Genomic DNA, 24,575 nt, shown 5'->3' on the forward strand with positions numbered 1-24,575 from the left:
GAATAAAATTAGAATAACAAGGATCGTTATGACTCAGTGGGCAAGTTGGAAGCAGGCAATAGTGAGCCTTGCTATGCTCGTCAGTTTTTCTCTGTTTGGACAGCAAAACGCCCAAACTCCACCAGAACTAGTTCAAGCTCAGTTTATTGGTAACGAAACGTGCATCGATTGTCACCAAGTCGAAGTGGAAGCGTGGCAAGGCTCGCACCATGATATGGCGATGCGCCATGCTGATTCAGAATCCGTACTGGGTAACTTCGACAATCAAGTCGTTGAACATCAGGGCAAAGCAAACCGTTTTTATCGCAAAGGCGATGAATATTGGGTCAACATCCAAGGGCCAGATGGACAGTGGCATGATTACAAAATCAGCTATACGTTTGGTTGGGTGCCATTACAACAGTACATGGTGGAATTTGATGATGGACGCATACAACTGATTCCTTTTGCTTGGGATTCGAGAAGTGTGGAACAAGGCGGGCAACGTTGGTTTCATTTATATCCAGACACGACCACAACCGATGAGTTTTACTGGGCCAATACAGGGCAAAACTGGAACTTCATGTGCGCTGATTGCCACTCAACCAACTTGAAGAAAAACTACGACGCGCAAAGCAATACTTATCAAACAACGTGGTCGGAAATCAACGTCAGCTGCGAAGCGTGTCATGGCCCGGCAAGTCTGCACGTGGAAATGGCGAAACAGGCCAAGCAAAACGGAATGCCAATTGCCACCGCGAATCATTATGGTTTTTCTCGCGATCTTTCAGCCGCAGTCAAAGAGTGGGTCTACAAAGAAGGGCACAGTACGCTTCAGCCAAAAGACATTGTGCCAACCAACCAAGTTCAAACTTGCGCTCAGTGCCACAGTCGACGTACCCAGTTGAATGAAGAAGCGGATCACGTCAAAGGTGCGTTTCTTGATAAGTACCGCCTGAGTTTAATTACCCCTGAGCTCTATTATCACGATGGCCAAATTTACGATGAGGACTATGTCTACGGCTCGTTCTTGCAATCGGCCATGGCAGAGAAAGGCGTAACGTGCACAAATTGTCACGATCCACATACCGCACAACTCAAAATCCCAGAAGAAGCTGTATGTGCGCAATGCCATGTAGCGTCAGATTATCTGCCAGAAAACCACACCTTTCATCAAGCGAACACCAAAGCATCAAAATGCACAACGTGCCACATGCCGGAGACGACTTATATGCAGGTAGACCCGCGCAGAGACCACAGTTGGCACGTTCCGCGCCCAGATTTAAGCAAGCATATTAATACGCCCAATGTTTGTACCGCTTGTCATGATGATAAAGATGCGAAGTGGGCCGATGAGCAGATTGGTCAATGGTTCCCAAAATCAAAGTATCGCAACACTCAGCACTTCTCGGTCGCATTTTATGCAGACGCGATAGGTCATAGAGGTGGTTCAGATGCCTTGGCTTATACGGCTCAAGATTCTTCCAACAGTGACATCATTCGCGCATCGGCTTTAGAGCGAATGGCAGGCAATACTGGCCAGAATACGTTGGTTGCGCTTGCGCGCGCCGTGAAACATGAGAACGAGATGATTCGACTGGGTGCTGTTGCTGGCTCGGCAGGGTATGACTTTAGTGACCGTTGGCAGATTTTACAGCCGTTGCTGAGTGATCCAGTGTTGTCGGTGCGAACCGAAGCGGCAGCTGCGCTAGTCAGTCATTATGGGGAAATGAATCCGCTACAAAGAGAGCGCATTCAAAAACCGTTAGATGAATACATGGACATTCAACGCTTTAATGCCGATCGCGGATTTGGGCGAACTAACTTAGCCAATGTATATCGTAGTTTGGGAGAGGCTAATAAAGCGATCGAACTGTATCAACAAGCTATCGACATCGAACCTTATTTCGAAAATAGCTACGTCAATTTAGCGGACATGTATCGCCGACAAGGTGATGAAGCCAAAGCGGTACAAATTCTGAGTGCGGGAATGAAAGCACAACCGAAATCAAGTTCGCTGCCTTACAGTGCAGGGCTTGCGCTGTTAAGACAAGGCAACAGCAAACAAGCTAATCAGTATTTAAAACAGGCCGCAGAAAGCGCGAAAGATAACGCTCAGTATTGGTATGTGTACGGTTTAGCGTTGGAGAAATCCGACGTATTAGAAGCGAGTAAGGCGTTAAACAAGGCGTTTGACGTTGGTGGTGACCCACGGCATCTTTATGCCCAGTGCGAAGTGTTGGCGAGAAACTATCGACAAGGCGGCGTTGCATTTGCCTTTGAACGGTGCACCAAGCAGCTTGGTGCACATGCTCCTGAGGAAGTTATTCAACAGCTCAAAGCGACCGTGACTACAAAGAAATAGGTTCGTAATGCGCGGCTGCTAGATGCGTTTTGATTCTCTCTCGCAATGCAATATGAGCAGGGTTGTTTAACTCACGTTTATGGTAGACGAACTTGTAAGGGATAGTGCATATAGAAATGGGGCAAGGCAGAACTTGAAGCTTAAGGGCTTTGCTCCATTTGTTCGCAAAAGATTGAGACACTAGACCTAAACAATCGCGTTGTGCGACGTACAACGCCATACCAGCAAGCGAAGATGTGACGAGATCCACTTTTCTTTCTAAAATGGTTTCTTGAGCGAGTTGCTCAAAACCCGACATGTTGTTCCATTTGCCTGAAAACAAACAGTGAGTTTCATCATAAAATTGTTCTTTGCTCAAAGTGCCTTGGATTCGAGGGTGTTGCTCTCGACAAATAATGACGGCCTTTTCTTCGTACGCCTCCTCCATAACAAACGCCGCATCTTTTGTGACCACTGTATCAATTACAAGATCTACTTTTTGTTGTCTTAAAAGCTCAAACAAGATGTATTTTTCGGGAGGTGACTCGTAAAAAATGGCATTTTTTATCGGGCTCATAATGTGCAGCAGAATCTCTGAACAGCACACCTCAAAGTGCTTCTTCTCCGTGATAGCATTATCAATAATACTCACCGCTTGCTCAAACTGAGGCAGTAGTTGATACGCCGCGGATGTCAGCGTAATTCCCCGTCCTTTTTTCACAAATAATTGCTTATCTACGACTTGCTCTAAACGCTTTATTGCAGCGCTCACAGCAGGTTGCGTAAGCCCCAATTGTTCCGCGGCTTTTGTATAAGATTGGAACTCCGCGACAACAAGAAAAGTTTGGATCAAATTCAAGTCCATAACGTTACTCATAAATTTAATTTATAGGTTAACTAATTTTGACTGCATTTATCGCCTGAAATTAGTGCTTTATCTTATATCAACAATGGTATTGAAAAGCGAATACCATTTTTTACGCACTAGCGAACTCTTGGAGATAATATGAAAAATGCGACCAAAACGAGCAGTAAAAAACTCGTACTTAACGCATGTACGTTAGCATTAGGCGCTGCATCTGCAGTTGCACACGCAGCGGACAAACCCAACATTCTTGTCATCTTTGGTGATGATGTTGGTTACTGGAACCTTAGTACCTACAATCAAGGCATGATGGCGTACAACACGCCAAACATCGATAGCATTGCTAAAGAAGGTGCGAAGTTCACTAACTTCTACGCACAGCAAAGTTCGACAGCAGGCCGTTCTGCATTCATCACTGGTCAAATGCCAAAACGTACTGGTCTATCAAAAGTGGGCTTACCAGGCGCTCCGGAAGGTATCTCGGAAAAAGATCCAACGATTGCAACCATGCTTAAGCAAATGGGTTACGCAACCGGACAATTTGGTAAGAACCATTTAGGTGACCGAGACGAACACCTTCCTACCAACCACGGTTTTGATGAGTTCTTCGGCAACCTATACCACTTGAACGCGGAAGAAGAGCCAGAGAACGTGGATTACCCTAAAGATCCAGAGTTCAAGAAAAAATTTGGCCCTCGCGGCGTTATCCACTCTTACGCTGACGGCAAAATTGAAGATACCGGCCCTCTAACTCGCAAACGTATGGAAACAGTAGACGGTGAGTTCCTAGAAGCGGCTGAAACGTTCATCGACAAGCAAGTTAAGGCAGACAAGCCATTCTTCGTTTGGTTTAACACCACTCGCATGCACAACTTCACGCACGTTCCTGAAGAGTATCAAGGTAAAACCGGTGCTGGTTTCTACGCTGACGGTGTGAAACAGCACGATGATCAAATCGGCGAACTACTGAAAAAAGTGAAAGATCTTGGTGTTGATGACAACACTATCATCGTTTACACCACAGACAACGGCCCGATGGTTGACCTATGGCCAGACGCAGGTATGACGCCATTCCGTAGTGAGAAGAATACAGGCTGGGAAGGCAGCTTCCGTGTTCCTGCTCTTATCAAATGGCCTGGTCACATCAAAGCTGGCGAAACCTTTAATGGCATGATGTCTCTTGAAGACTTCTTCCCAACATTGGTTGCAGCAGCAGGTGACACTAAAGTTAAAGACGAGCTACTGAAAGGTAAGAAAGTTGGCAAGATGAACTACAAAGTTCACCTAGATGGTTACAACCAATTGCCATACATCACAGGTAAGTCAGACAAGTCTGCTCGTAACGAATTCGTTTACTGGAGTGATGACGGTGACTTGGTTGCACTACGTTACGGTAAGTACAAATACCACTTCATGATCCAAGAAAATGAAACGGGTATGGATGTATGGCGTAAACCATTCACTAAACTTCGTGTTCCATTGATCTTCGATTTGAGCATCGACCCATTCGAACGTGGTGACCAAGGTATGGGTTACTCTCGTTGGATGTACGAGCGTTCATTCCTAATGATGCCAGCGGTAGAGAAAGTGAAAGAGGTAATGGGTACGTTTAAAGAGTTCCCACCTCGCATGGAAGCAGGTTCATTCGTACCTAAGTCTTCTAAGTAATCAAGAACATCGATAATCCATAGCGCTCTTCGGAGCGCTATATACCCAAATAGCTTCCCGTTTACTGCACTACGCTTACGAGGTTATTTGGGTATATTTAATAGTGAGAAACGTATGAGTAAGATTTCCCCTCGCCATTCTACTACCATGTCTATTGTTCCTCTTAAAACGGCTTCTAAAGCACCAGTTTCGGGCGCGTATGACCGTCGATTCCATGTGATGGCAAAGCCGGGCGGAGCAAAATGCAACATCGATTGTCAGTACTGCTTTTATCTGCATAAAGAAAATCTACTGCACCAAGAAAAGCAACCAAAAATGGACGACGCAACATTGGAAGCGTTCGTGAAAAGCTACATCGAAAGTCAGGATGGCGAAGAAATTGTATTCTCATGGCAGGGTGGGGAGCCAACGCTGCTTGGGTTGGACTATTTCCGTAATGTCGTAGCTCTGCAAAAGAAACATCAGCCGAAAGGCGTTCGCATTGAAAACGACCTTCAGACCAACGGCATTTTGCTAAACGATGAGTGGTGTGCGTTTTTAAAAGAGCACAACTTCCTAGTTGGCTTGTCGATTGATGGGCCACGAGAGCTGCACGACAAATATCGCAAAACCCGCAGCGGTAAGCCGACGTTTGATCTGGTGATGAAAGCGGTAGATAAGCTCCAAGCGCATGGCGTGAAATTCAACGCGTTGGTGACAGTGAATCGTCACAATGCGAAATACCCGCTCGAAGTGTATCGATTTTTAACTCAAGAATTGGGTGTGACATACATTCAGTTTGCACCGGTGGTTGAAGCGAACGACTTCCAAACAACCGCACCGCAGTTTTGGAACGAACAGATGATCCCAACCAAAGGCAGTGATCTGGCGAAACCGGGTCATCCAATGTCTGTAGTGACGGATTGGTCGGTTGAGCCTGAAGACTGGGGACGCTTTTTAATGGCGACCTTTGAAGAGTGGGTGAATAACGATCTTGGCCGTGTACTGGTTAACCTGTTTGAAACCGCGGTAGCGCAAGTAATGGGGAAACCGTCTCAGCTTTGTGTGACGGCTGAGTTTTGTGGCAAAGGCTTGGCGATTGAGCACAATGGCGATGTGTTCAGTTGCGACCACTATGTGTACCCAGAATACAAGCTCGCCAACATTCATGAACACTCATTGAATGACATGGCCTTCTCTACACGACAATACACCTTTGGCATGGCAAAACGCGAATCTTTGCCGACGTATTGTAAGCAGTGTCCCTACTTGCCTTATTGCTGGGGCGAGTGTCCGAAAAACCGTCTGATCAAAACGCCGAATGGCGAGGCTGGACTAAACTATCTGTGTTCGGGAATCAAAATGTTCTTTGATTACGCGTTACCGATGTTGGTTGGTCTTGCACAGCTTCTCCAATCTGAAGAACCGCAAAGATAACATAGTGAATATAACCTTAAGTTATTTCATTTGTTCTTATACTTAACTATTGAAAAGACGGCTTAAACCACTGAAAAGGTACCCTATGAACCACGCACAACAAGCGATAAAAGAACTCATCGAACAAACAGAAAAAAGCGTCATTGGACAAAGCCACGTGGTTCGAGCTTTAGTCATCGGGTTATTAACGAACGGGCACATTCTTCTAGAAGGTTTACCGGGAACGGCAAAAACACGTTCTGTAAAATCGTTGGCCAACTTGTTAAACACCAGTTTTGGTCGAATCCAGTTTACGCCAGACCTTTTGCCATCGGACGTGACGGGAACCGAGGTTTATCAAGAGTTGGATGGCAAGCCGCAGCTCCATTTTCAACCAGGGCCAATTTTTAACAGCATAGTGCTTGCCGATGAGGTCAACCGTGCGCCAGCCAAAGTACAAGCAGCACTACTTGAAGCCATGGCCGAAGGCACAATCACGGTAGGCGATAAAACTCACGTATTGCCAGACTTGTTTATGGTGCTTGCAACGCAAAACCCAGTAGAACAAGAGGGCACGTACCCGCTGCCAGAAGCGCAAATGGACCGTTTTATCATGAAGGTTACCGTCGATTACCCAGAAGACGACGCTGAACGTGACATCATCCGTTTGGTGCGCAGTGAAGAATTAGGTGCGGAAACCAGCAGCGAAATTATTACGCCAAAACACATCGAGCCAGACGTGGTGCTAGAAGCGCGCCGTCAGTTACCAAACATCGTGGTATCAGACCTAGTGGAGAACTACATTGTCGCGTTGGTGATGGCGACTCGTAAGCCAGAGCGTTATGCCGATTCAAACTTAGCAAAATGGATTGAGATTGGCTCTAGTCCCCGTGCCTCAATCGCACTAGACAAATGCGCTCGTGCGTATGCGTGGATGCAAGGACGTGACCATGTCACTCCTGACGATGTGCGAGCCATGGTTCCGTCTGTACTGGGCCACCGTTTTTCTTTGACCTACGATGCACTAGCAGACGGAGTCGATCACCAACGCGTCGTGCAAGAGCTGCTAGATTGTGTAGAAATTGGATAAGCGGGAGGCATTATGGCTAAGCCAACTCTTGCGCCAAAATCACAGGGGATGGATCCCCGTTTGTACTGCGATTACGCTCGTTTAGTACGTTTGCAAGCACAAGCAGAATCATTCAGTTTACTTCCTCATCTAAAAGCGGGCAGCGTACTCTCAGGCCGCCACAATTCGCTGTTTCGCGGTCGTGGATTGAACTTCGAAGAGCTGCGCCATTATCAACTGGGTGACGACATTCGTAACCTGGATTGGAAAGTCACGATGCGCACAGGCAAGCCGCACGTGCGCAGCTACACCGAAGAAAAAGATCGCAACGTGATCGTGTGTGTCGACCAGCGCAGCGCAATGTTTTTTGCTTCGACGCAAGTAATGAAATCGGTTGTCGCGGCAGAAATCGCGGCCATGTGCGGGTGGCGCGTGTTAAAAGATGGCGACCGAGTTGGTTTTGTCATCGCATCCCAACAGGCGTTGTTTCACAGCAAGGCGCAGCGTTCGCAAAACGATCTTCTGGCTCAACTTAAGCGTCTCGCTAAAGCCAATCAATCGCTCAATGTGGACTCCCGCAATTCCGAAAAAGTGACGTTCAGTCAATGGATTGATCTCATTAAACGCATGAAGCTCAAACAATCCACATTGATTTTTATCAGCGACTGGAGTGACTGCGAGGAGCACCACCTTGATCACCTTAAACAGCTACAACAGCACAACGATGTTCTTGCAGTGATGGTCAGTGACCCATTAGAACAAGCGCTACCAGACGATTTGGCAAAATCGAAATGGGTGGTTGGTGATGGGCAGTATCAACTCAATTTAGACAGCAAAGCAAAGGTAGAAGCCGCGAGCGCAAAGCTTGAGGCTCGAACTAGCTTACAGCGTCAATCACTCTCTCAACTTATGGCGATGAAACACCTTCCGCACATCGAACTCGATACGACAGGCGAGCACATTAAACAATTCCAAAAACTGGTAGGGGGGCGTTAAATGAGTGGTCTTCCTACGCCTCCGAGTACCTATATACTCAGAGAGCTACATGATGTGGCCGTGCCACCAAGCGTGAGTTGGTATCCGCAAACTATTGGTTGGAAGATTTTAGCGGCGGTTGCGCTCATTGCATTAGTGTATGTCGCGTATCGTTTGGCTCAACAGTGGTGGTGTAACCGCTACCGACAAGAAGCTCTGTTGACGATTTCGCAAATCAAACCGAGCGACAAAGGCATGCCTAAAGCATTGTTCTCTGTGCTTAAAATTGTGTTGATTCATGTTGATAGCCGTAACGCGAAATTGTTTGATACCGCCTTTTTGCGCAAGCTCGATACGCTATATCCGCAAACCGGAGATTCTCAAGCAAACTCGCAAGTGGTCTTTAACGATGAGCTTTCAAAGCGCTGGTTACAAAGTATTGTTGACCCAAGCGTTATGCTAACCAACGAAGAGCGAGTAACGCTTATTGCTCGTGCGAAAAACTGGGTGAGTGAACATCGTTGTGATGCTCAAAAAAGCGCGGCAAAGAAATATCCATTATTGAAACGCAAAGCAAATCAGGGAGGTCAACATGAATGATCTTCTTGTATCGCTAACTGGTTTGTCTGGTTTTGAATTTGCTCACCCAATGTGGTTTCTGATTTTGCCGCTGCCATTGGTGGTGTACTACTTGGTGCCTGCGTATCGCACTAAGCAAATGGCGATCAAAGTGCCGTTTTTTAGTCAGCTTGTGGAAGCGATTGGCGAGACGCCATCAGAAGGTGCAAGCCAGCTAACCCCAAGCTGGTGGCAACGAGCAACGTTAATTCTCTCATGGCTTTTGGTGGTGTGTGCGATGGCAAAACCCACCGTGTTAGGCGAGCCTCAAGTTCGCGAGAGTTTAGGGCGCGATGTGATGGTGGTGGTGGATCTTTCGGGTTCCATGGCTGAGCCTGATTTCACGTCTCGTACAGGTGAAAAAATTTCTCGCCTTGATGCGGCGAAAGAAGTGCTGACGGAGTTTGTTCAGTCTCGTAAAGGTGACCGATTAGGCTTGGTTCTTTTTGGTGATGCCGCTTTTGTGCAAACTCCATTTACCGCAGACCAAAAAGTGTGGCTCGAACTGCTTAACCAAACCGATGTGGCGATGGCAGGGCAGAGTACCCATCTTGGTGATGCGATTGGCTTAGCGATTAAAGTTTTTGAGCAAAGCGATAAGTCGCGTGGTGCTTTAGAACAAGAACAAAACCGTGAAAAAGTCGCGATTGTATTAACCGATGGTAATGACACGGGCAGCTTTGTCGAACCGATTGATGCGGCGAAAGTTGCGAAAGCCAAAGGCGTGCGAGTGCACGTGATTGCGATGGGTGATCCGGAAACGATAGGTGAAACCGCGTTGGATATGGACACGATTCATCGCATTGCGAAAGAATCCGGCGGTGAAGCGTTTGAAGCACTCAACCGTGATGAACTGTCGGCTGCCTACGACGAGATTGGCAAACTGGAACCTCAACTTTACGAAAGCACCACATACCGGCCGAAACAAAGTCTTCACCATTACTTGATGGCGTTAGTGGTTATCATGCATTTACTCGCGTTCAGCGTCGCGACACTCAAAAGAAGGGCTGCAACACGATCATCATTAGGAGAGAGCGATGTTTGATTCTCTTAGTTGGACGCAATTCTTTACGCAGTTTCATTTTATTCGACCGTTGTGGTTACTTGCTTTGATCCCCATGTTTTTCTTGGTGTGGTTGCGCTGGCGAGAAGAAAGCAAACCAAGCTGGAAGGATATTCTGCCCGAACATTTACGCAATGCTTTGACGATAGGCGAGCGAGGTTGGCGCAAGCAACTGCCGCTTAAGCTCTTGATGCTGATTGTACTAATCGCCATTGTGATTTGTGCAGGCCCAACGTGGCAACGTGAATCTTCTCCCTTTGGTGAAGATAAAGCCTCTCTGCTTGTGGTGCTTGATAACAGCGACTCGATGCTGCAAAAAGATCTCCCACCAAGCCGCCTTGAGCGTTCCAAACAGAAAATACGCGATTTGTTAGTTGCGCGAAAAGGCGGAAAAACGGGTTTAGTCGTGTTTGCGGGCAGTGCTCATGTGGCGATGCCTGTGACTCAAGACAGCAAAGTATTTGACCCATTCTTGGCGGCCATTACGCCAGAAATCATGCCCGTGCAAGGTAAGCTTGCTGAAAAAGCCTTGCCGTTAATTGATCAACAATTGCAAGGTCAACCAGGATCCACCGTTTTGTTGGTGAGCGACGGCGTGAACCCGGCCACGATTAAGCAATACCAAGCGTATTTTGCAGGCAAACCTTATCAACTGTTAATTCTTGCTGCGGGGAATACAGACATCGTGAGTAACAACCCGATGGATTTGGATTCTCTGCAAAAACTGGCCAGCCAGACCAACGGTCGATTGGTGGAAGTGACGGTCGATAACAGTGATATCGAACAACTGAATCGATACGTTGAGCGCAATATGCAGCTGAATGGCAAATCTTCAATGCCTTGGAAAGACATGGGTTATCAACTGCTGTTCCCAATCGCGTTGATCATGATGCTGTGGTTTAGAAAAGGGTGGTTAGTGCAGTGGTGCGTGATTGCAATGGTGAGCGGTACACTGTTGATGCCGACCAGTGCAATGGCGGAGAACATTTCTGTTAAAGCCGAGCAGCCACAAGTTGTGCAAAAAGTGACGACCTTCGACAAGGTAGCGCAATGGTGGTGGGATTTGTGGCTGACGCCAGACCAACAAGGACAGCGTTTGTTCAACCAACAAGCGTATTTAGAAGCAGCGAAACACTTTGTCGATCCATTACGCAAAGGCACGGCGTACTACTACGCTAGCGAGTTTGAGCTCGCGCACAGTGCGTTTTTGGAAATGCAAAACGACCCGTCCGAAGAGGTTAGAGATTACGGTCTTTACAATGCGGCGAGCGCGTTGGCGCGTCAGCGTGAATATTTGGCTGCTCGTGACTTGTTAAAATCCCTAGCCAGTAAGCCAACGTTGAGTGAGTCGTTAAGACCTGATGTTGAGCACAACTTGAAAGTGATTGCTGGCATCGTCGATGAGATAAATCAGATGAGTGAAAGTCAAGCCGGAACAGAGCAAGAGGCGTCAACCGAGCTAGGCGACAACCCTCAAACCGCAGAAGGAGCGGATGAACAAACGTCAGCGGAGTTGATGATTAAAGAGACGTTAAGCGCAGACGACATCTTAGGTAGCCAAGAACTAGCCGACAAGTGGCTAAAGCGAGTCGAAGCGGATCCGAAGTATTTCTTACGCGCTAAATTTCAAATTCAATTACGCTCGCCAACAACGGGTAGCTCAACTACTACAACGGAACACAATACAGAGGAGGCGGCCCAATGATGATGAATGTCCATCGCGTTACCTCTTTTGCACTTCCTGCAAGGATAGTGGCATGGTTAGTGGTTTGTTTGAGTCTGTTCGTAAGTCGTCACGTTTTCGCTCAGGATATTTACGATCTTCAACGCAATCATGGTGTTGAGTTGCAAGCGTGGGTCGGTCAACAACCAACGGCTGGGGAAAAGCGTAAAACGCCAAGTTTTAGTGTCAACGAGCAAGTCATTTTAACCATCGAAGTGGCAACGCCGCGCTGGTTTACGGGTGGGACGCGAATTGGCAGTATTGAAATGCCCAATGTTATCGCCAAACAGCGTAATCAGTTAGCCACTAACTTCACGGAGCACAAGGGCGGACAAACTTGGTCGCGTCAACGCTGGGAAGTGACTTTGTATCCACAAGCATCTGGTGATTTTGTGATTCCACCTGTCGCAGTGGGCGTTCAGGTGTCAGCACCGGACGGCGAGAAGGTGTCAGGTACCCTTTACACGCAGCCGATTAAGTTCAAAACTGTCTTGCCATCGGGATTGTTGAGCGATGACACGCCTTGGTTTTCTGCAACGCACGTAGACGTAAAACAAGAGTGGGAAACCTCCACTGAGTCACTCAAAGTTGGGGATGCAATCACGCGTAAAATCACCATTTCAGCTCAAGATTCGCTATCTGTGTTGCTACCAGACTTGTTGAAAGGAGAGTCAACAACCCGTTACCAAGCGTATCCTCAACCGCACCGTCTTACAGATACGCAAACACGTGGTGATTACCAGTCAACACGCACAGAAGAGAGCGTGTACGTGATTCAACAAGGTGGTGAATTAACCCTGCCAGATTATGAGTTCCGTTGGTGGAACAGTAAGACTCAGCAAGTGGAAACGGTGGTGTTAGAGGGCAAAACATTTGCCGCGAAGCACACGTTGAAATCCTTCATCAAAACATACTTTGCATGGATTGTATCCACGCTTGTATTTCTGGGTTTTGTGATTATTTCATTGGTAGCCATTAAACGTTACTACCGCAACAGACCGACACCAGCATGGTTGACGTTCCACCGTTTGTTAAAGGCTAAACGTTGGTCTGAAGCAAGGACCGTATTGTACAAACAATTGCGTTTAAATACGGCAGAGCTGGAAATGACCAAAGCCGATTCGAGTGAATCGTGGCAAAAAAGTGCGTCGCGAATGCAAAATGGTGAAAATAGCGCTCATTTAATGAAGTCGATGTGGCGCAAGATCCAGACCAAACAACAACGTTTTAAATTCCGTATTCCGCGAGCGTTACCAGAACTGGACAAAGTCATTGGAAGAGATGGCAATGAATAAAATGGGGCGCTAATATAGCGCCTCGTTTTTATTAGAGAATAGAGTTCAAATGAGCCAAGAGTTTATGCGCCGCGCATTGGAAGTGTCCAAAAATGCGCTTCCTGAATGTCAACCAAACCCGCCGGTTGGCTGCGTGTTAGTGAAAGACAACCAAATTGTTTCAGAAGGTCATACTCAAGCTATTGGTGGCAACCACGCGGAAGTAGAAGCGCTGAATGCATATCAAGGCTCGTTAGAATCGGTGACGGCATACGTTACGCTCGAACCGTGTTCGTTTGTAGGTCGCACGCCAGCTTGCGCGGTGACATTAGTGAAATCCGGTATTGGCAAAGTCGTCGTAGCCATGTTGGATCCAGATCCGCGCAACAGTGGTCGAGGTATCGAGATTCTAAAACAAGCCGGTATTGAGGTAGAAATTGGTTTATGCGGCAAGGAAGTCAGCGAGTTTCTTACCCCATATTTAGGCAAATCTTAATGTAAGCTTTGGCCTGCACGTTAGCAGCCCACTTATGCGGTGAATGGAGTACGTCAAAATTGAGTTAAAACTCATTAAAACAGGTCGTACCGCCCATTTCTTGTACTTAGCTACGTTAACTATCATGCTGTTAGATTAAAATAGAAAAAGTGATTTTCGAAAAATTTAATAGCATGAAACCGACCGATCTTAATCTCATCCCCATTTTTATCGCCATCTACGAAGAGCGTAATTTGTCTCGGGCGGCGGCACGTTTAGACATCACCCAACCCGCGGTGAGTAAAGCGCTAGCAAGATTGCGCGATATCTACGACGAACCATTGTTTCACCGCAGTTCTTCTGGTGTTGAGCCAACATCGTTTGCTGTCGATATTTATCCGGCTATGGTTGCAGCGATAAAGAACTTTACCTCGACGCTGTCGGCATCGGTTGAGTTTGATCCTAAAGTTTCCAATCGCATTTTCTCTATCGCTTGCGTGTCAATTTTAAGCTACGAGTTGCTGCCACAGTTGATGAAGCAGATTCACGAGTTAGCGCCGAATATCGCTTTGGAAGTGCACCCGCTGTTTACTGAGGATTACGAAAGTGATCTACGCTTACAACGTTATGATTTGATTATCGATTTAGCACCACGCGGGAGAACGGTCTTGAAAGTTGAACCCGTGATCACTGAGCGTTTGATGGTGGTGTGTAACAAAGATCACCCTCGTATCGCTGAGAGCATTTCTCAAGAGCAGTTTTTTGAAGAAGAACACGTTGCAGTATCGCAGTGGCAAAGCCGAAAAAGCATGCTGAGTGCAGAAGATATTGTTGATTTGGACAAACGCAAAATCATGTATCGAGCCGCAGGAGCACTGGAAATGTTGCCGGTTATCTGCGGTAGCGAATACATTGGTTTGATGCCAGAATCGATGATTAAGTTGTTCAGTAATACCTATCATGTGAAAGCACTGCCGTTTCCATTTGATGTAACAACTTACGATCTTTGCACCATTTGGCACCCTAGCCGCACTAATGAAAGTGCTCATCAGTGGTTGCGCGCGCAAATCAAACACGCAGGGAAAGTCATCAAGAAATAGGAAGTCCATATGAAGACAATACGAGCGATTCTAAACGGCAAAAAAGCCGGTAATCCTGAGCTAAGAGACGCCATCATGAAAATGAGAGACAGGGGCGTAGATGTGCAAGTTCGCGTCACTTGGGAATCGCAAGATATGCCGCGTCTCGTGAAAGAAGCGGTAACGGATGGTATTGAGCGTATTGTTGTTGCGGGTGGCGATGGCACTGTCAATGAGGCTGCTTCGGCGCTTATCCACATTGATCATGAAAGTCGCCCTGAACTTGCCATTATTCCGCTTGGTACGGCCAATGATTTTGCGACCGCGAATCATATTCCAGATTCGATTGCTGATGCATTAACGTTGGCAGTGGAAGGGCAAGCGCTGTCTGTTGATTGCGTTAAGGCGAATGATCGTTGCTTTATCAATGTTGCGGCGGCAGGTTTTGGCGCAGAAGTGACGGCAGAAACGCCTGTTGAGTTAAAAAACTTTCTCGGTGGTGGGGCTTACACACTGACTGGCGTGGTTAAGGCGCTCGGCTTCAAACCTTATGATGGCAGCATCACTATCGAAGGGGGCCGTTACGATGGCGAAATGTTGTTAGGGGCATTTTGCAACAGCCGCTTAGCTGGTGGCGGTCAACAGCTCGCTCCCCATGCGATGATTGATGATGGTTTGATGGACTTAACGCTGGTTCGTCCGTTTTTACCGCATGAATTGCCCCAAGTCATTGAAGAGATTAACAACCCATCCGAGAAAGGCGAGTTTGTGAAACACACCCGAGCCAGTTGGTTGGAGATCGATTTTCCGAATCCTCTACCACTTAACTTGGATGGCGAACCGTATCATTCCCGTAAAGTTCGATTTGAAGTGCAACCAAAGAGTTTGAAGTTGGTGCTACCTAAAGATTGCCCGTGCGTGACGCACTAAGTCCAACCTTATGAGATGAGCAAAACAAAGCCACAGATGGGTGGCTTTGTTTTATCACTATTTTTTACTGTTTCAACAATAGCTCCTTGGCTAGAGGACTTTCGTTGTTAGGGCTCTTCGTTGTTAGGGCTCGTTTATAGCTTTTGGATGGTATCTACGTCGATTTGCATGGTGGTCCATTCTGAATCGATTTCGCCACGAATTGCCACTTTGTCGTTTGGTGTCACGTCTAAGCCCATCCATTCTTCGTTGTCGATCTCTACTTCGATTTCGCCAGTGCTGTCTTTGAACAAGTAAGTCTCGTTACCTAGTGATTGAATGATGTGCCCAGTGAGCATTACGGCGCTGTCTTCAGTTGCGTTTTGCGCATCTTTCACTGTGTTGATTACGCTTACTTCTGGGCCATTAAAAGCGGCGAAAGCCGAGCTTGAAAGTAGGGCAAACATGGATGCCAAAATCATTTTTTTCATTATCGTTTCCTTAAATTAAAAGTAGTAAGTTGTGCCTACGTTAAAGGATGCTGTGTTTGCGTAGCTGTCTAGTTGGTATTTTGCGTTTGCGCCAATGGTGAGCTTTGGGAACACTTGGTATTCCGCGCCCACAGAGAACATTGCGCCGAACTCATTATTTTTCTCCGCGCTATGGAAAAGCGTGTTGCTCATTTCCACATCGTCATTCGCAACAAGTTCATATTCTTGATGTTTAGACACCTTGGCGTCGTATTGTGTGTAAGTTAGACCCGCTTTGAATTTGGTTGTCCATTTATCGTTTAATGCGTAGCTAAACGCTGGTATTAGCGACACTTGTTTGGCTTTGATTGACGCATCCCAATCCATTTCATGATGGTAATCTTTGCCATCGATTGGTTTGATACCTAGGTTTTTTGAACGGCTATCATCAAGGTCAAACTGGCTGTAACCCAGTTCCAATGCCCAGTTGTCATTAAATGCGTAACCGACAAAGCCTGAGAAAATACCATCTTCAAGTTCAGGGTTGAGTGTTACGTTGTCAGCTGAAAAGTGAGGTTCCAAATCATGGTCAGTGGTGCCTAATCCATATTCCAGACCTACATAAGGAGCCGCAGATACCGAAACTGAGCAGGTAACAAGTAACGCAAGAAGTGTTTTGTTCATTCTAATTTTGCCTCTTCAAATCAACTTAGTGAGTAGAAGCGCATTTTGTGTGATGAAGCGTGAAGTGATCGTGAAGAAATAAAAGAATTTGGCATGCAAATAGAAAAATTCCCCAAAGCGTGGGGAATTTTTCGGTCTTGGTTCGTAAATTGATTGGGCTTCGAACAGCACTCCTGTTTAATAAACAGCGCACCAATCGTTTTTCATGTCTATAAGCTGCCAGTTGTCACGCTCATTGGCTTCGTCTAACGCTTTATCTAAGCGGCCTACGTCCGATTGACGGTCGTATTTCCACTCGCGCGCTTCGTCAGTGTGATGCACAATCATCGCCATAGAATTTGGTTGGCTTGTCGCCCACTGCATCATCGCTTGGTCTCCGTCCGAGTTACCAACGGCGAGCACTGGTTTCTTACCAATAATGTACTGAATGTTTTCGACTTTCACTTCTTTATCATCGAGCGTTAACAGTTCGCCCAACTTCATCACTTTAGGTTGACCATCGTTAAAGCTGTATTCGTATTTCAACGCGCTGCCGATGATTTGTTCTTCAGGAATGTTGTAAGCTTCTGGCGCCCACACGCGCATAAAGTCCACGCCACCACCCGAAACAATGTAGGTTTTGAAGTTGTTCTCTTGCAGGTACGTAAGCATTTCGCGCATCGGCTTAAAGGTGAGGTCATTGTAGGCTTTACCAAAGCGCTTGTCTTTCGCCGCTGCAAGCCATTGCTCGACGGATTGTTGGTATTCTTCTACAGTCATGCCGCTGTGGGTGACTTTCATGATTTGGAGTAGCGATTCTTTACCGCCAGCAAAGACTTTCTCTAAGTCGTTTTCAATGACGGATTTAAAAGGTTCCTGCGTTTTCCATTCTGGATGCGTTTTCGCAAGGGCTTTGATTTGATCCAACGCGAACGCAATTTGGAAATAAATCGGCTTTTCTGACCAAAGTGTACCGTCGTTGTCGAACACGGCAATGCGGTCAGAAACGGGAATAAATGTTGCCTTTGAACTGTCGGTAGATTGCTCGACAAAATTCACAATGGCGGTTTTGCTGTCGCTGTCTTTCCAAGAAGGGAGCAGGTTGGCATCGCAATCTTTCGCGAGGCTGGAAAAAGATAAGCTAGTTAAGACGGCAAGAGTACAGAGATGGATTTTGTTCATTATTTACCTCGATTGATTTCACTAGGTTGTGATCCCTAAAAAGGGCAATGAGGGCGGATAACCTTAAACGACCACTTACACGTTGTACTCATGTCATTTTCTCGCCCACGCGTTAGCGTTGAAAATTCGCCTTCATCATAAGCAAGCGTAGTCGCATTCCTTGGTTGTGCACGAAATGAATAGCGTAATGCTTCCAAAACGCCGCATACGGGTTATCTCAAACTGCCCAAAGTAGAGTAGCAACAAGCGCCATGAAAATAGGTTATAAGCGGTATAACAAGCCTGCGGTATTAATGAAATTTATGATTGGGTCATCAAGGTGAATCGCAGGTAAATATCCGGATCACGCCTTCAAATTCGCAACAGCAAAGGTGACTCATGCAAATTACTCAAAGTCCTCAGTTCAACGGCAAAGCGTCTAAGCGTTTACATGTTATGGCAAAGCCCATTGGTGCTGCCTGTAACATTGACTGTACTTACTGCTACTACCTCAGCAAACAGGACTTACTTGAGTATAAAAAAGGATGTTCACCAATGATGGATGAAGCCACGTTAGAGGCTTACATCAAACAGTATATTGAAGGGCAAAATACACCTGAGATCGTCTTCTCTTGGCAGGGCGGCGAGCCAACGATGCTGGGTTTGGATTACTTCAAGAAAATTGTCGAGTTTCAAGCGAAGTACCAGCCCGCAGGCGTGAAGATCTCAAACGATCTGCAAACAAACGGCACGTTATTGAATGACGAATGGTGCGAATTTTTAAGCGAGAACCATTTCTTGGTGGGCTTGAGTATTGATGGCCCTGAAATGCTGCACAACGCGTATCGAACCAACCGAGCCGGTCGGGGTACATTCAAACAAGTCATGAATGCGGTGGAGTTGCTGCATAAACATCAGGTGAACTTTGCCACGCTTACCTGTGTGAACAACCTGACGAGCCGAAATCCGCTTGAAGTTTACCGTTTTCTGCGAGATGAAGTCCGCTCGCCACAAATGCAGTTTATTCCTATTGTTGAACAGAAAACGTTCCGCACCACTGCACCTCAAAAATGGCAACCGCAAGAACAGCTTAAACAAGGAGACAAGCGTTTGATTCCGGGTCACAAAGATTCTGTCATGGAACCTTGGTGTGTTGCTGATGAAGCTTGGGGTAACTTCCTGATTGCGGTTTTTGATGAATGGATTAAGAACGATATCGGCAAAGTGTTTGTGCAATATTTTGAAGCCAGTGTAGAGGCTTGGATGGGGCGCGCTAATCCACTTTGTACGCTGGGTGAGGTGTGCGGTAAGGGGTTAGCGATGGAGCCAAATGGCGATGTGTTTGCGTGCGATCATTACGTTTATCCGGAGTACAAAATTGGCAATATTCATCATGACAAGCTGGATGAACTGGCCTACAGCAAAGAGCAACAGAAGTTCGGTTTTGCAAAATCTCGCTTGTTAACGCAGCAATGTCGAGACTGTGAGTATCAGTTTGCATGCTACGGTGAATGCCCGAAAAACCGTTTCATTCGTACTCGTGATGGTGAGCCGGGACTTAACTATTTATGTGCAGGATGGAAGAAATTCTTTTCACATGCTGACAAAGCGATGGCATACATTTTACGCGCAACGGGTAACGTGGTGGCTCATGGCAAATACAGCGATTCAGTCGTGCGCCAAGAGAGTGAACAACGCCCAGTATTCGAAACAAAATTTTGAGGAATTGGTATGTCATTGTCTACAGAAGCCCCCCTGTTAAAGACACCGTGTTTGGCATCGCGCAAACGTCGACCGAACAAAGTGAAGATGCTTTCTAAGTCGTTATTGGCGGTCACATTAGGCGCGGTCATTAATCATTCTGTTATGGCGCAAACGCCGACGGAACAAACGCAAGCTCAGCCGACGGCGGCAGAGCAAGTGCAACAACCAACGCCGCAGCAAGTGATTTCTAAGCTCGCTTATCAAGCCCAAGACCAAAAGTTGCCGACCGAACAACGTGTTCAAGCGCTGCGCGAACTGGGTAACTACCCAAACCAGAGTGCTCTGGTGGCTGTTGCTCGAGGTTTACAAGATAAAGACGCGGTAATTCGTGAAGCTGCGATAGTCGGCGCACAACCTTACGCGATCGAAAACCGCTGGCGCATGGTGGAACCACTACTTAAAGACGAATCCTCTTCCGTGCGTATTGCGGCAGCACTGAACTTAGTGCGTGACTATTCTGTTTTGACAGAAGCGCAAAGACCAGCGATAGAAAAGCCTGTGGACGAGCTTTTAGCGAGTTTAAAGAGCGGAACGGATAACAACACCCAATTGCTGTTAGCCGATGTGTATCGCTGGCATGAAAACTGGAAACAAGCGGACGATATCTATCAAGCATTGTTATCCAAAATGCCAGAAAACCCAGATGTTTGGCTGAACTTAGCCGACAATTACCGCGCGCAGCAACGTGAGCAAGAAGCGATTGATACACTAGATAAAGCGATTGAACGCCTTCCAGACAATGCCGCCCTGCATTATTCGAAATCTTTGACGCTCGTTCGTTTAAACGACAAAGAGCAAGCCGCAAATGAAATCGAAAAAGCGGCTAACATGGCGAAAAACAATAGTTATTTTTGGTATTTGAATGGTGTGCTACAAGAAGAGTTCAGTGTCGATAAGGCTGTGAAATCTTTTGAACAGGCTTACTTGATTTCAGGCGCGCCAGAGCAGCTGTACGCGGTTTGTGATATCTATATTCGTTACGATAATCCGAAAACGGATGAATGCTTGGCGGAACTAGAAAAAGTCGCACCAAGCTATGTGATTGACCAGCTAAAACAGAAAAGAGCGCTGACTTCTGCAAAGCCTAAAAGCTAGTCAACCCGCTTTTCATCTTCTTTTCGCGCGGTGACGTAACACACTGCAAATGGCACATTAAGGCGAGAAAACTCTTTGATCCAACGCCATTGGTTATCTTGGAGTTTATCGCCGGGCCCTTTTACTTCAATCCACTCGAACTCGTTGTCTCTAAAAGCAATCAGATCCGGCATCCCATTACGGTAAAGCTTAAGATCGCTTAACTGAACCTTAAATAGTTCGAGTAATGTGCGGGTAGGAATGGTGTTGAGTGACTGTTCAAGCAATTCCTTGCCTATTAAGCTCCATTGAACAAACGGATTGCTGATACCAAACTTTTCATCGTATTTCGTTAACATCGCTTGTGTATTACCCAATTTTAACTGTGCGAAAGCTTCATCAATCAGTGCTTGGCGCTTTGCTACAAAATCGGAATGGTACAAATCCAGAGGACGGTGTTGATAGGCATTGATGAATGCCCCTTCAATGGGAGCGAAAATCGCATCCCAAAAAGTGAGTCCAAGTAATGCATTCAGCAGTGCATTTTCGGCGTAAAATACACTCCAACCTAAAGATTCAAAGTGCGCTTTGCTGGCGAGTTCGACTCTCTGTTGAGATAAATCCAGTTCAACTCGGTACTCCATACAGGTTGGCTTTGTCACTCTTGGCACTTTCTCACCTTGTTTTCGTTTCAGCCGCTGCTCAAGTTTTTGTGCGACTTCGAGCTCAGACACATCGATCGGTGAGTGAAGTATCTCTGTGACAATGTCACTAAATAAATCATCATGGCTCAGTTTGTCATAGATACGTGCGCGTCGTTCTCGGCTTGGCGTAAGCTGAGTTTGGCCAAATAGAGATAGGGCTGTCTCTAGCTCATCAATCCGTTCGTAATCACGTGCAATGTCATTCAACATGTGCTCTCGTTTACGATCCACATAAGGATGATGAACAGGGTGAGGCATCGCCTCAATAAGAAGGTCGAGATTGGCTTTGTCTTTTCGGTCAAATTGCCAGTACAGGTTGGCCAGTTGGCTCAGTTCAATTAAGCGGTCTATTTGCTCACGTGAATCAAAGAAGCGGCGCACTTTACTCAATTGATATTGCTCGAACTGATGTAGACCTAAGTCATCAAGTACAAACTGACTTAAGTCTTGATGAGTGTTGGCAAAAAACAGGGTGAGCAACACGTCGATCATGTGGGCGGAATTGAGTCTGACGATCGTAAACTCAAGTTGCTCTACGCGATCAAATTCCGTATTACTCAAACGTTCGACAAGGGCGTCTTTCTTGAGTGATTTCGGCAGTTCGGGATAAAGCGCGGAGATCTCTGGTTTGGTCAGTAAGTTAGCCGCCAACTCTTGATGAGAAAGTTGTGGGGATAGTGAGATGAAATCTTGTTCGCCTAATTCCGCCAGCGCAGCATCGATGAATGGGATTTCTTGATAATTGAGTTTATCGCTTCGAAACCAACATCCTTTTCGGCTGTATAAACGCACTAAAAGGCACTGGGCGTGTTTGTTCAAGGAATCAAACGAACAAAGCCAGGCGTGTTCTTCCTCGGTCAGTAAATCGCTGTACCACGTTACTGCGTGGTGAGTCAGCTTAAAGAAGTTCTCTAGATAGTAGTCTGGCGCGAGTTCGATTGGGCTTTCCATAAACGACCGATAACAAAAAAGGCTTAACCCATAGGTTAAGCCTTTTCGCTATCAAATCAATTCGCAATTATGCGTTTTTTAGCTGTGCTACTTTCGCTTCAGACAGTGGCTTAGTGATGAACGCAAGTACGATACATACAGCCATCATTGCTGAAGAAATAGTGTAAGCCAAGGTGTAGCCGTCGCCATTTGTCATCGAGAAACCAACAACTGCTGCGCCGATTGCACCACCGATACCCCATGCAGTGTAAAGCACACCGTAGTTAGTACCGTAGTTTTTCAGACCGTAGAACTCAGCCGTTAGAGTAGGGAACACCGCTAGAAGCGTACCGTAACCTACCGCTGCGATTGCTGTACCGATGATGAGAGTAAACTCAGAATCGAACGTTGCGAACAACACCATGTTTACGCCTTGTAGAACGAACGCGAGTAGAAGCGTACGAACACCGCCGATTTTATCTGCAAGCATACCCGCAGCAACACGACCGCCAGAGTTGAATACAGCAAGAATGGACGCTAGGTAAACCGCGTTTGGCAAGTTTGCTTGAACGCTTGCGATTGTCGTGATGTTACCGATGATCATTAGACCAACAGAAGCTGCGAACGCGTACATGATCCATAGAGAGTAGAACTGTGGCGTTTTCAACATTGCTTTCCAAGTTAGGTCATCTGACTTTTTCACCGCTTTAGGTGCTTGGCCTTCTTTTACTTTCGGCTCTGCAGGTGTGTAGTCTGCTGGTGGGTTGTTGATGGTTGCTGCAAGAGGAACCGCAATCGCTAGGATACCAACACCAAGAACCATAAAGCTGGTTTGAATGCCCATGCTGTCGATCAGCGCAGACGTTACTGGTGCAAGGTAGATAGCCGCTAGACCAAAACCTGCCGCAATAATGCCGTTAACCATACCTTTCTTCGAAGCGTGGAACCACTTCATCGCAGAAGGTGACAGACATGCATAACCAAAACCGATACCTGCACCTGTGATCACACCAAACGTAATGTTCAGCATTAGTGGAGAATCAACAAAGCCAGATGCGATCATGCCTAGACCTGTAAGAACAGTACCTAGGATAAGGATCATACGCGGACCCATACGGTCTTGAAGGATACCTGCAACAAGAAGACAGATAGAGAAGGTGATCGTTGCAGTTGCGTAAGGTGCAGAAGCTTCTGCAGCACTCCAGCCTGATTCAGTCACCAATGCCTTGTTGAATACACTCCAAGCATACAGGATGCCAAGACAAAGGTTGATACAGAACCCTGCAAGCAGGATGCGCATAGCTTTATCAATCTTGCTCATTTTCATTCTCAGTTTTACCTCTTGCTACAACGCAAAGAGGTGTTGGTTTAAAGATGTTTTTTCTCAAAATTAGTTTGCGTTTTTCAACGTTTAACGCAATGAGCGCGGATTATAACCAATAAAGATGTGATTGGAATCTCTTTTTACTTACAGATCTAAAAATAATTTGAAAATATAAAATCAATTGTTAATTGATGGTTTTGTATATAGGAAAAATGTTGATCTAACGTAATGTGCTTTGTTTTCAATCCTGTAAAGCTAAGTGCAACTGAGTGAATTCAGAACGACTCGACGTTTAGCTCACATTTCCTGTAAATAGTTTCAAAATGTTTTTGAGTTAATTTTTTGTAACAAAAGTGCTCAAAATAAGTGCTAAGCAGCCGAAGTGCCGAATTTAAAGGCTTTATAAAATTCCGCTTGTTAACTGTATGTAAAGTGCGCGCTCTGAGTTGTCAGCAAGGACGAAAGTGAATAAAAAATGTGCTTGATATTGCGATCTAGATAAGCAAAATGGAGCGCAAAATGAGTTTTCATTTATGAAGGGATGCTTTTTTAGACTTGTTGTGAGGTGACTTATGAAATTGTTCCTATTACTCATGGCTTCTGTTTCTGCTGGTGTAGCATCTGCAGATCACATCCATTCATTTATGTTAGGTTTATCTATTGCTTCTCTGGCAGTGGGTAGCTGTTATTTCTTTGCTTTCCGTAGCTCGCGTTTTCCGCAGTTAGCGCTGTTTCTATTGATTTGCGGCATGTTATCTAAACTGACTATTACGGTTGTAGGTGTTATGTGGGGTATGTCTGCGCAATTGATTACTTCACCAATCGTGTTTGCGTTGTCTTATCTTTTCTTTTCACTTGCTGTTACGTACTTGTGGTTCAGCTATCGTGAAAGCATCACGCAAATTCCAGAGCGATTTAAAGCAGCTTAATTTAGCGCTTTGATACCGACAAATAAGAAAACGCCAGCGATTAACGCTGGCGTTTTTGTTTTGGTGATACTTCGCTATTTGGCGTGAAGTTTCTTCGTAAGTTGAAGTAAATAACCTTCG

General features: G+C 46.2%; 21 protein-coding genes. 15 read left to right on the plus strand and 6 right to left on the minus strand.

The features are described 5' to 3' along the window. Positions 1-28 precede the first annotated feature (28 nt). Positions 29-2,344, plus strand: a complete 2,316-nt coding sequence (locus DYB02_RS23610; protein ID WP_029805196.1) for a tetratricopeptide repeat protein — start codon at positions 29-31, stop codon at positions 2,342-2,344. Here the strand turns inward: DYB02_RS23610 and DYB02_RS23615 are convergent. Next, on the minus strand, positions 2,331-3,188 hold the full coding sequence (locus DYB02_RS23615; protein WP_005454101.1) for a LysR family transcriptional regulator: 858 nt from the start codon (positions 3,186-3,188) through the stop codon (positions 2,331-2,333). The genes DYB02_RS23610 and DYB02_RS23615 overlap by 14 nt on opposite strands. Positions 3,189-3,329: 141 nt before the next feature. Between DYB02_RS23615 and DYB02_RS23620 the strand changes: the two genes are divergently transcribed. The 11 genes from DYB02_RS23620 (at position 3,330) to yegS (ending at position 15,457) form a co-directional block, all read left to right on the plus strand. Then, on the plus strand, positions 3,330-4,856 hold the full coding sequence (locus tag DYB02_RS23620) for an arylsulfatase (RefSeq protein ID WP_005454209.1): 1,527 nt from the start codon (positions 3,330-3,332) through the stop codon (positions 4,854-4,856). Positions 4,857-4,970: 114 nt separating this feature from the next. Then, the gene (locus tag DYB02_RS23625) at positions 4,971-6,272 is read left to right on the plus strand and encodes an anaerobic sulfatase maturase (protein ID WP_029805194.1); all 1,302 of its coding nucleotides are present in this window, start codon (positions 4,971-4,973) and stop codon (positions 6,270-6,272) included. A gap of 85 nt (positions 6,273-6,357) precedes the next feature. After that, on the plus strand, positions 6,358-7,341 hold the full coding sequence (locus DYB02_RS23630; RefSeq protein WP_005376549.1) for an AAA family ATPase: 984 nt from the start codon (positions 6,358-6,360) through the stop codon (positions 7,339-7,341). Between the two features lie 12 nt (positions 7,342-7,353). Continuing rightward, positions 7,354-8,316, plus strand: coding sequence for a DUF58 domain-containing protein (locus DYB02_RS23635; protein ID WP_025538073.1), 963 nt, complete (start codon positions 7,354-7,356; stop codon positions 8,314-8,316). Next, complete coding sequence (locus DYB02_RS23640) at positions 8,317-8,895, plus strand: DUF4381 domain-containing protein (RefSeq protein ID WP_029805192.1); 579 nt, start codon at positions 8,317-8,319, stop codon at positions 8,893-8,895. Then, a complete protein-coding gene (locus tag DYB02_RS23645; RefSeq protein WP_029802266.1) occupies positions 8,888-9,958 on the plus strand; it encodes a vWA domain-containing protein in 1,071 nt (356 codons plus the stop codon). The genes DYB02_RS23640 and DYB02_RS23645 overlap by 8 nt, the downstream gene beginning before the upstream one ends. Continuing rightward, complete coding sequence (locus DYB02_RS23650) at positions 9,951-11,681, plus strand: vWA domain-containing protein (protein WP_029805191.1); 1,731 nt, start codon at positions 9,951-9,953, stop codon at positions 11,679-11,681. The genes DYB02_RS23645 and DYB02_RS23650 overlap by 8 nt, the downstream gene beginning before the upstream one ends. Next, positions 11,678-12,994, plus strand: a complete 1,317-nt coding sequence (locus DYB02_RS23655) for a BatD family protein (protein WP_029805190.1) — start codon at positions 11,678-11,680, stop codon at positions 12,992-12,994. The genes DYB02_RS23650 and DYB02_RS23655 overlap by 4 nt, the downstream gene beginning before the upstream one ends. A gap of 49 nt (positions 12,995-13,043) precedes the next feature. After that, positions 13,044-13,469, plus strand: coding sequence for a bifunctional diaminohydroxyphosphoribosylaminopyrimidine deaminase/5-amino-6-(5-phosphoribosylamino)uracil reductase RibD (locus DYB02_RS23660; RefSeq protein ID WP_005454234.1), 426 nt, complete (start codon positions 13,044-13,046; stop codon positions 13,467-13,469). A gap of 173 nt (positions 13,470-13,642) precedes the next feature. Next, positions 13,643-14,548, plus strand: coding sequence for a LysR family transcriptional regulator (locus DYB02_RS23665; RefSeq protein WP_005454286.1), 906 nt, complete (start codon positions 13,643-13,645; stop codon positions 14,546-14,548). A 9-nt stretch (positions 14,549-14,557) separates the two neighbouring features. After that, positions 14,558-15,457 (plus strand): lipid kinase YegS, encoded by a 900-nt coding sequence (yegS, locus tag DYB02_RS23670; protein WP_029805807.1) that lies wholly within the window; start codon positions 14,558-14,560, stop codon positions 15,455-15,457. Between the two features lie 134 nt (positions 15,458-15,591). Here yegS and DYB02_RS23675 read toward each other — a convergent pair whose 3' ends face one another. The 3 genes from DYB02_RS23675 to DYB02_RS23690 all read right to left on the minus strand — a co-directional run bounded on the left by DYB02_RS23675 (position 15,592) and on the right by DYB02_RS23690 (position 17,751). Next, a complete protein-coding gene (locus DYB02_RS23675; RefSeq protein ID WP_005454158.1) occupies positions 15,592-15,927 on the minus strand; it encodes a YgiW/YdeI family stress tolerance OB fold protein in 336 nt (111 codons plus the stop codon). A 15-nt stretch (positions 15,928-15,942) separates the two neighbouring features. Beyond that, positions 15,943-16,590 carry an AcfA family outer membrane beta-barrel protein gene (locus DYB02_RS23680; protein WP_029805804.1) on the minus strand — a complete coding sequence of 216 codons (648 nt, stop codon included), beginning with the start codon at positions 16,588-16,590 and terminating at the stop codon, positions 15,943-15,945. Positions 16,591-16,767: 177 nt separating this feature from the next. Next, a complete protein-coding gene (locus DYB02_RS23690) occupies positions 16,768-17,751 on the minus strand; it encodes an HAD family hydrolase (protein WP_005477561.1) in 984 nt (327 codons plus the stop codon). 378 nt (positions 17,752-18,129) lie between these two features. On the opposite strand from DYB02_RS23690, the gene DYB02_RS23695 reads away from it, so the two are divergent. Then, a complete protein-coding gene (locus tag DYB02_RS23695) occupies positions 18,130-19,452 on the plus strand; it encodes an anaerobic sulfatase maturase (protein ID WP_029805801.1) in 1,323 nt (440 codons plus the stop codon). Positions 19,453-19,461: 9 nt separating this feature from the next. Next, positions 19,462-20,589, plus strand: coding sequence for a tetratricopeptide repeat protein (locus DYB02_RS23700; RefSeq protein ID WP_029862306.1), 1,128 nt, complete (start codon positions 19,462-19,464; stop codon positions 20,587-20,589). Here the strand turns inward: DYB02_RS23700 and DYB02_RS23705 are convergent. Both DYB02_RS23705 and DYB02_RS23710 read right to left on the minus strand, forming a co-directional pair. Continuing rightward, positions 20,586-22,223, minus strand: coding sequence for a VRR-NUC domain-containing protein (locus tag DYB02_RS23705; RefSeq protein WP_029846380.1), 1,638 nt, complete (start codon positions 22,221-22,223; stop codon positions 20,586-20,588). The genes DYB02_RS23700 and DYB02_RS23705 overlap by 4 nt on opposite strands. A gap of 67 nt (positions 22,224-22,290) precedes the next feature. After that, positions 22,291-23,523, minus strand: coding sequence for an L-lactate MFS transporter (locus DYB02_RS23710; RefSeq protein WP_005486542.1), 1,233 nt, complete (start codon positions 23,521-23,523; stop codon positions 22,291-22,293). 575 nt (positions 23,524-24,098) lie between these two features. On the opposite strand from DYB02_RS23710, the gene DYB02_RS23720 reads away from it, so the two are divergent. Then, on the plus strand, positions 24,099-24,455 hold the full coding sequence (locus tag DYB02_RS23720; RefSeq protein WP_005454342.1) for a hypothetical protein: 357 nt from the start codon (positions 24,099-24,101) through the stop codon (positions 24,453-24,455). The last annotated feature ends 120 nt before the right edge of the window (positions 24,456-24,575 follow it).

This window comes from Vibrio parahaemolyticus, from assembly GCF_900460535.1.
Classification (GTDB): domain Bacteria; phylum Pseudomonadota; class Gammaproteobacteria; order Enterobacterales; family Vibrionaceae; genus Vibrio; species Vibrio parahaemolyticus.

What these genes read in the sequence shown, in the direction of transcription:
- DYB02_RS23610 (WP_029805196.1), top strand. Translation starts at nt 29, where the DNA reads ATGACTCAGTGGGCAAGTTGGAAGCAGGCAATAGTGAGCCTTGCTATG.
- DYB02_RS23720 (WP_005454342.1), top strand. Translation starts at nt 24,099, where the DNA reads ATGAAATTGTTCCTATTACTCATGGCTTCTGTTTCTGCTGGTGTAGCA.
- DYB02_RS23660 (WP_005454234.1), top strand. Translation starts at nt 13,044, where the DNA reads ATGAGCCAAGAGTTTATGCGCCGCGCATTGGAAGTGTCCAAAAATGCG.
- yegS (WP_029805807.1), top strand. Translation starts at nt 14,558, where the DNA reads ATGAAGACAATACGAGCGATTCTAAACGGCAAAAAAGCCGGTAATCCT.
- DYB02_RS23625 (WP_029805194.1), top strand. Translation starts at nt 4,971, where the DNA reads ATGAGTAAGATTTCCCCTCGCCATTCTACTACCATGTCTATTGTTCCT.
- DYB02_RS23695 (WP_029805801.1), top strand. Translation starts at nt 18,130, where the DNA reads ATGCAAATTACTCAAAGTCCTCAGTTCAACGGCAAAGCGTCTAAGCGT.
- DYB02_RS23630 (WP_005376549.1), top strand. Translation starts at nt 6,358, where the DNA reads ATGAACCACGCACAACAAGCGATAAAAGAACTCATCGAACAAACAGAA.
- DYB02_RS23620 (WP_005454209.1), top strand. Translation starts at nt 3,330, where the DNA reads ATGAAAAATGCGACCAAAACGAGCAGTAAAAAACTCGTACTTAACGCA.
- DYB02_RS23635 (WP_025538073.1), top strand. Translation starts at nt 7,354, where the DNA reads ATGGCTAAGCCAACTCTTGCGCCAAAATCACAGGGGATGGATCCCCGT.
- DYB02_RS23705 (WP_029846380.1), bottom strand. Translation starts at nt 22,223, where the DNA reads ATGGAAAGCCCAATCGAACTCGCGCCAGACTACTATCTAGAGAACTTC.
- DYB02_RS23655 (WP_029805190.1), top strand. Translation starts at nt 11,678, where the DNA reads ATGATGATGAATGTCCATCGCGTTACCTCTTTTGCACTTCCTGCAAGG.
- DYB02_RS23675 (WP_005454158.1), bottom strand. Translation starts at nt 15,927, where the DNA reads ATGAAAAAAATGATTTTGGCATCCATGTTTGCCCTACTTTCAAGCTCG.
- DYB02_RS23645 (WP_029802266.1), top strand. Translation starts at nt 8,888, where the DNA reads ATGAATGATCTTCTTGTATCGCTAACTGGTTTGTCTGGTTTTGAATTT.
- DYB02_RS23700 (WP_029862306.1), top strand. Translation starts at nt 19,462, where the DNA reads ATGTCATTGTCTACAGAAGCCCCCCTGTTAAAGACACCGTGTTTGGCA.
- DYB02_RS23665 (WP_005454286.1), top strand. Translation starts at nt 13,643, where the DNA reads ATGAAACCGACCGATCTTAATCTCATCCCCATTTTTATCGCCATCTAC.
- DYB02_RS23650 (WP_029805191.1), top strand. Translation starts at nt 9,951, where the DNA reads ATGTTTGATTCTCTTAGTTGGACGCAATTCTTTACGCAGTTTCATTTT.
- DYB02_RS23690 (WP_005477561.1), bottom strand. Translation starts at nt 17,751, where the DNA reads ATGAACAAAATCCATCTCTGTACTCTTGCCGTCTTAACTAGCTTATCT.
- DYB02_RS23710 (WP_005486542.1), bottom strand. Translation starts at nt 23,523, where the DNA reads ATGAGCAAGATTGATAAAGCTATGCGCATCCTGCTTGCAGGGTTCTGT.
- DYB02_RS23640 (WP_029805192.1), top strand. Translation starts at nt 8,317, where the DNA reads ATGAGTGGTCTTCCTACGCCTCCGAGTACCTATATACTCAGAGAGCTA.
- DYB02_RS23680 (WP_029805804.1), bottom strand. Translation starts at nt 16,590, where the DNA reads ATGAACAAAACACTTCTTGCGTTACTTGTTACCTGCTCAGTTTCGGTA.
- DYB02_RS23615 (WP_005454101.1), bottom strand. Translation starts at nt 3,188, where the DNA reads ATGGACTTGAATTTGATCCAAACTTTTCTTGTTGTCGCGGAGTTCCAA.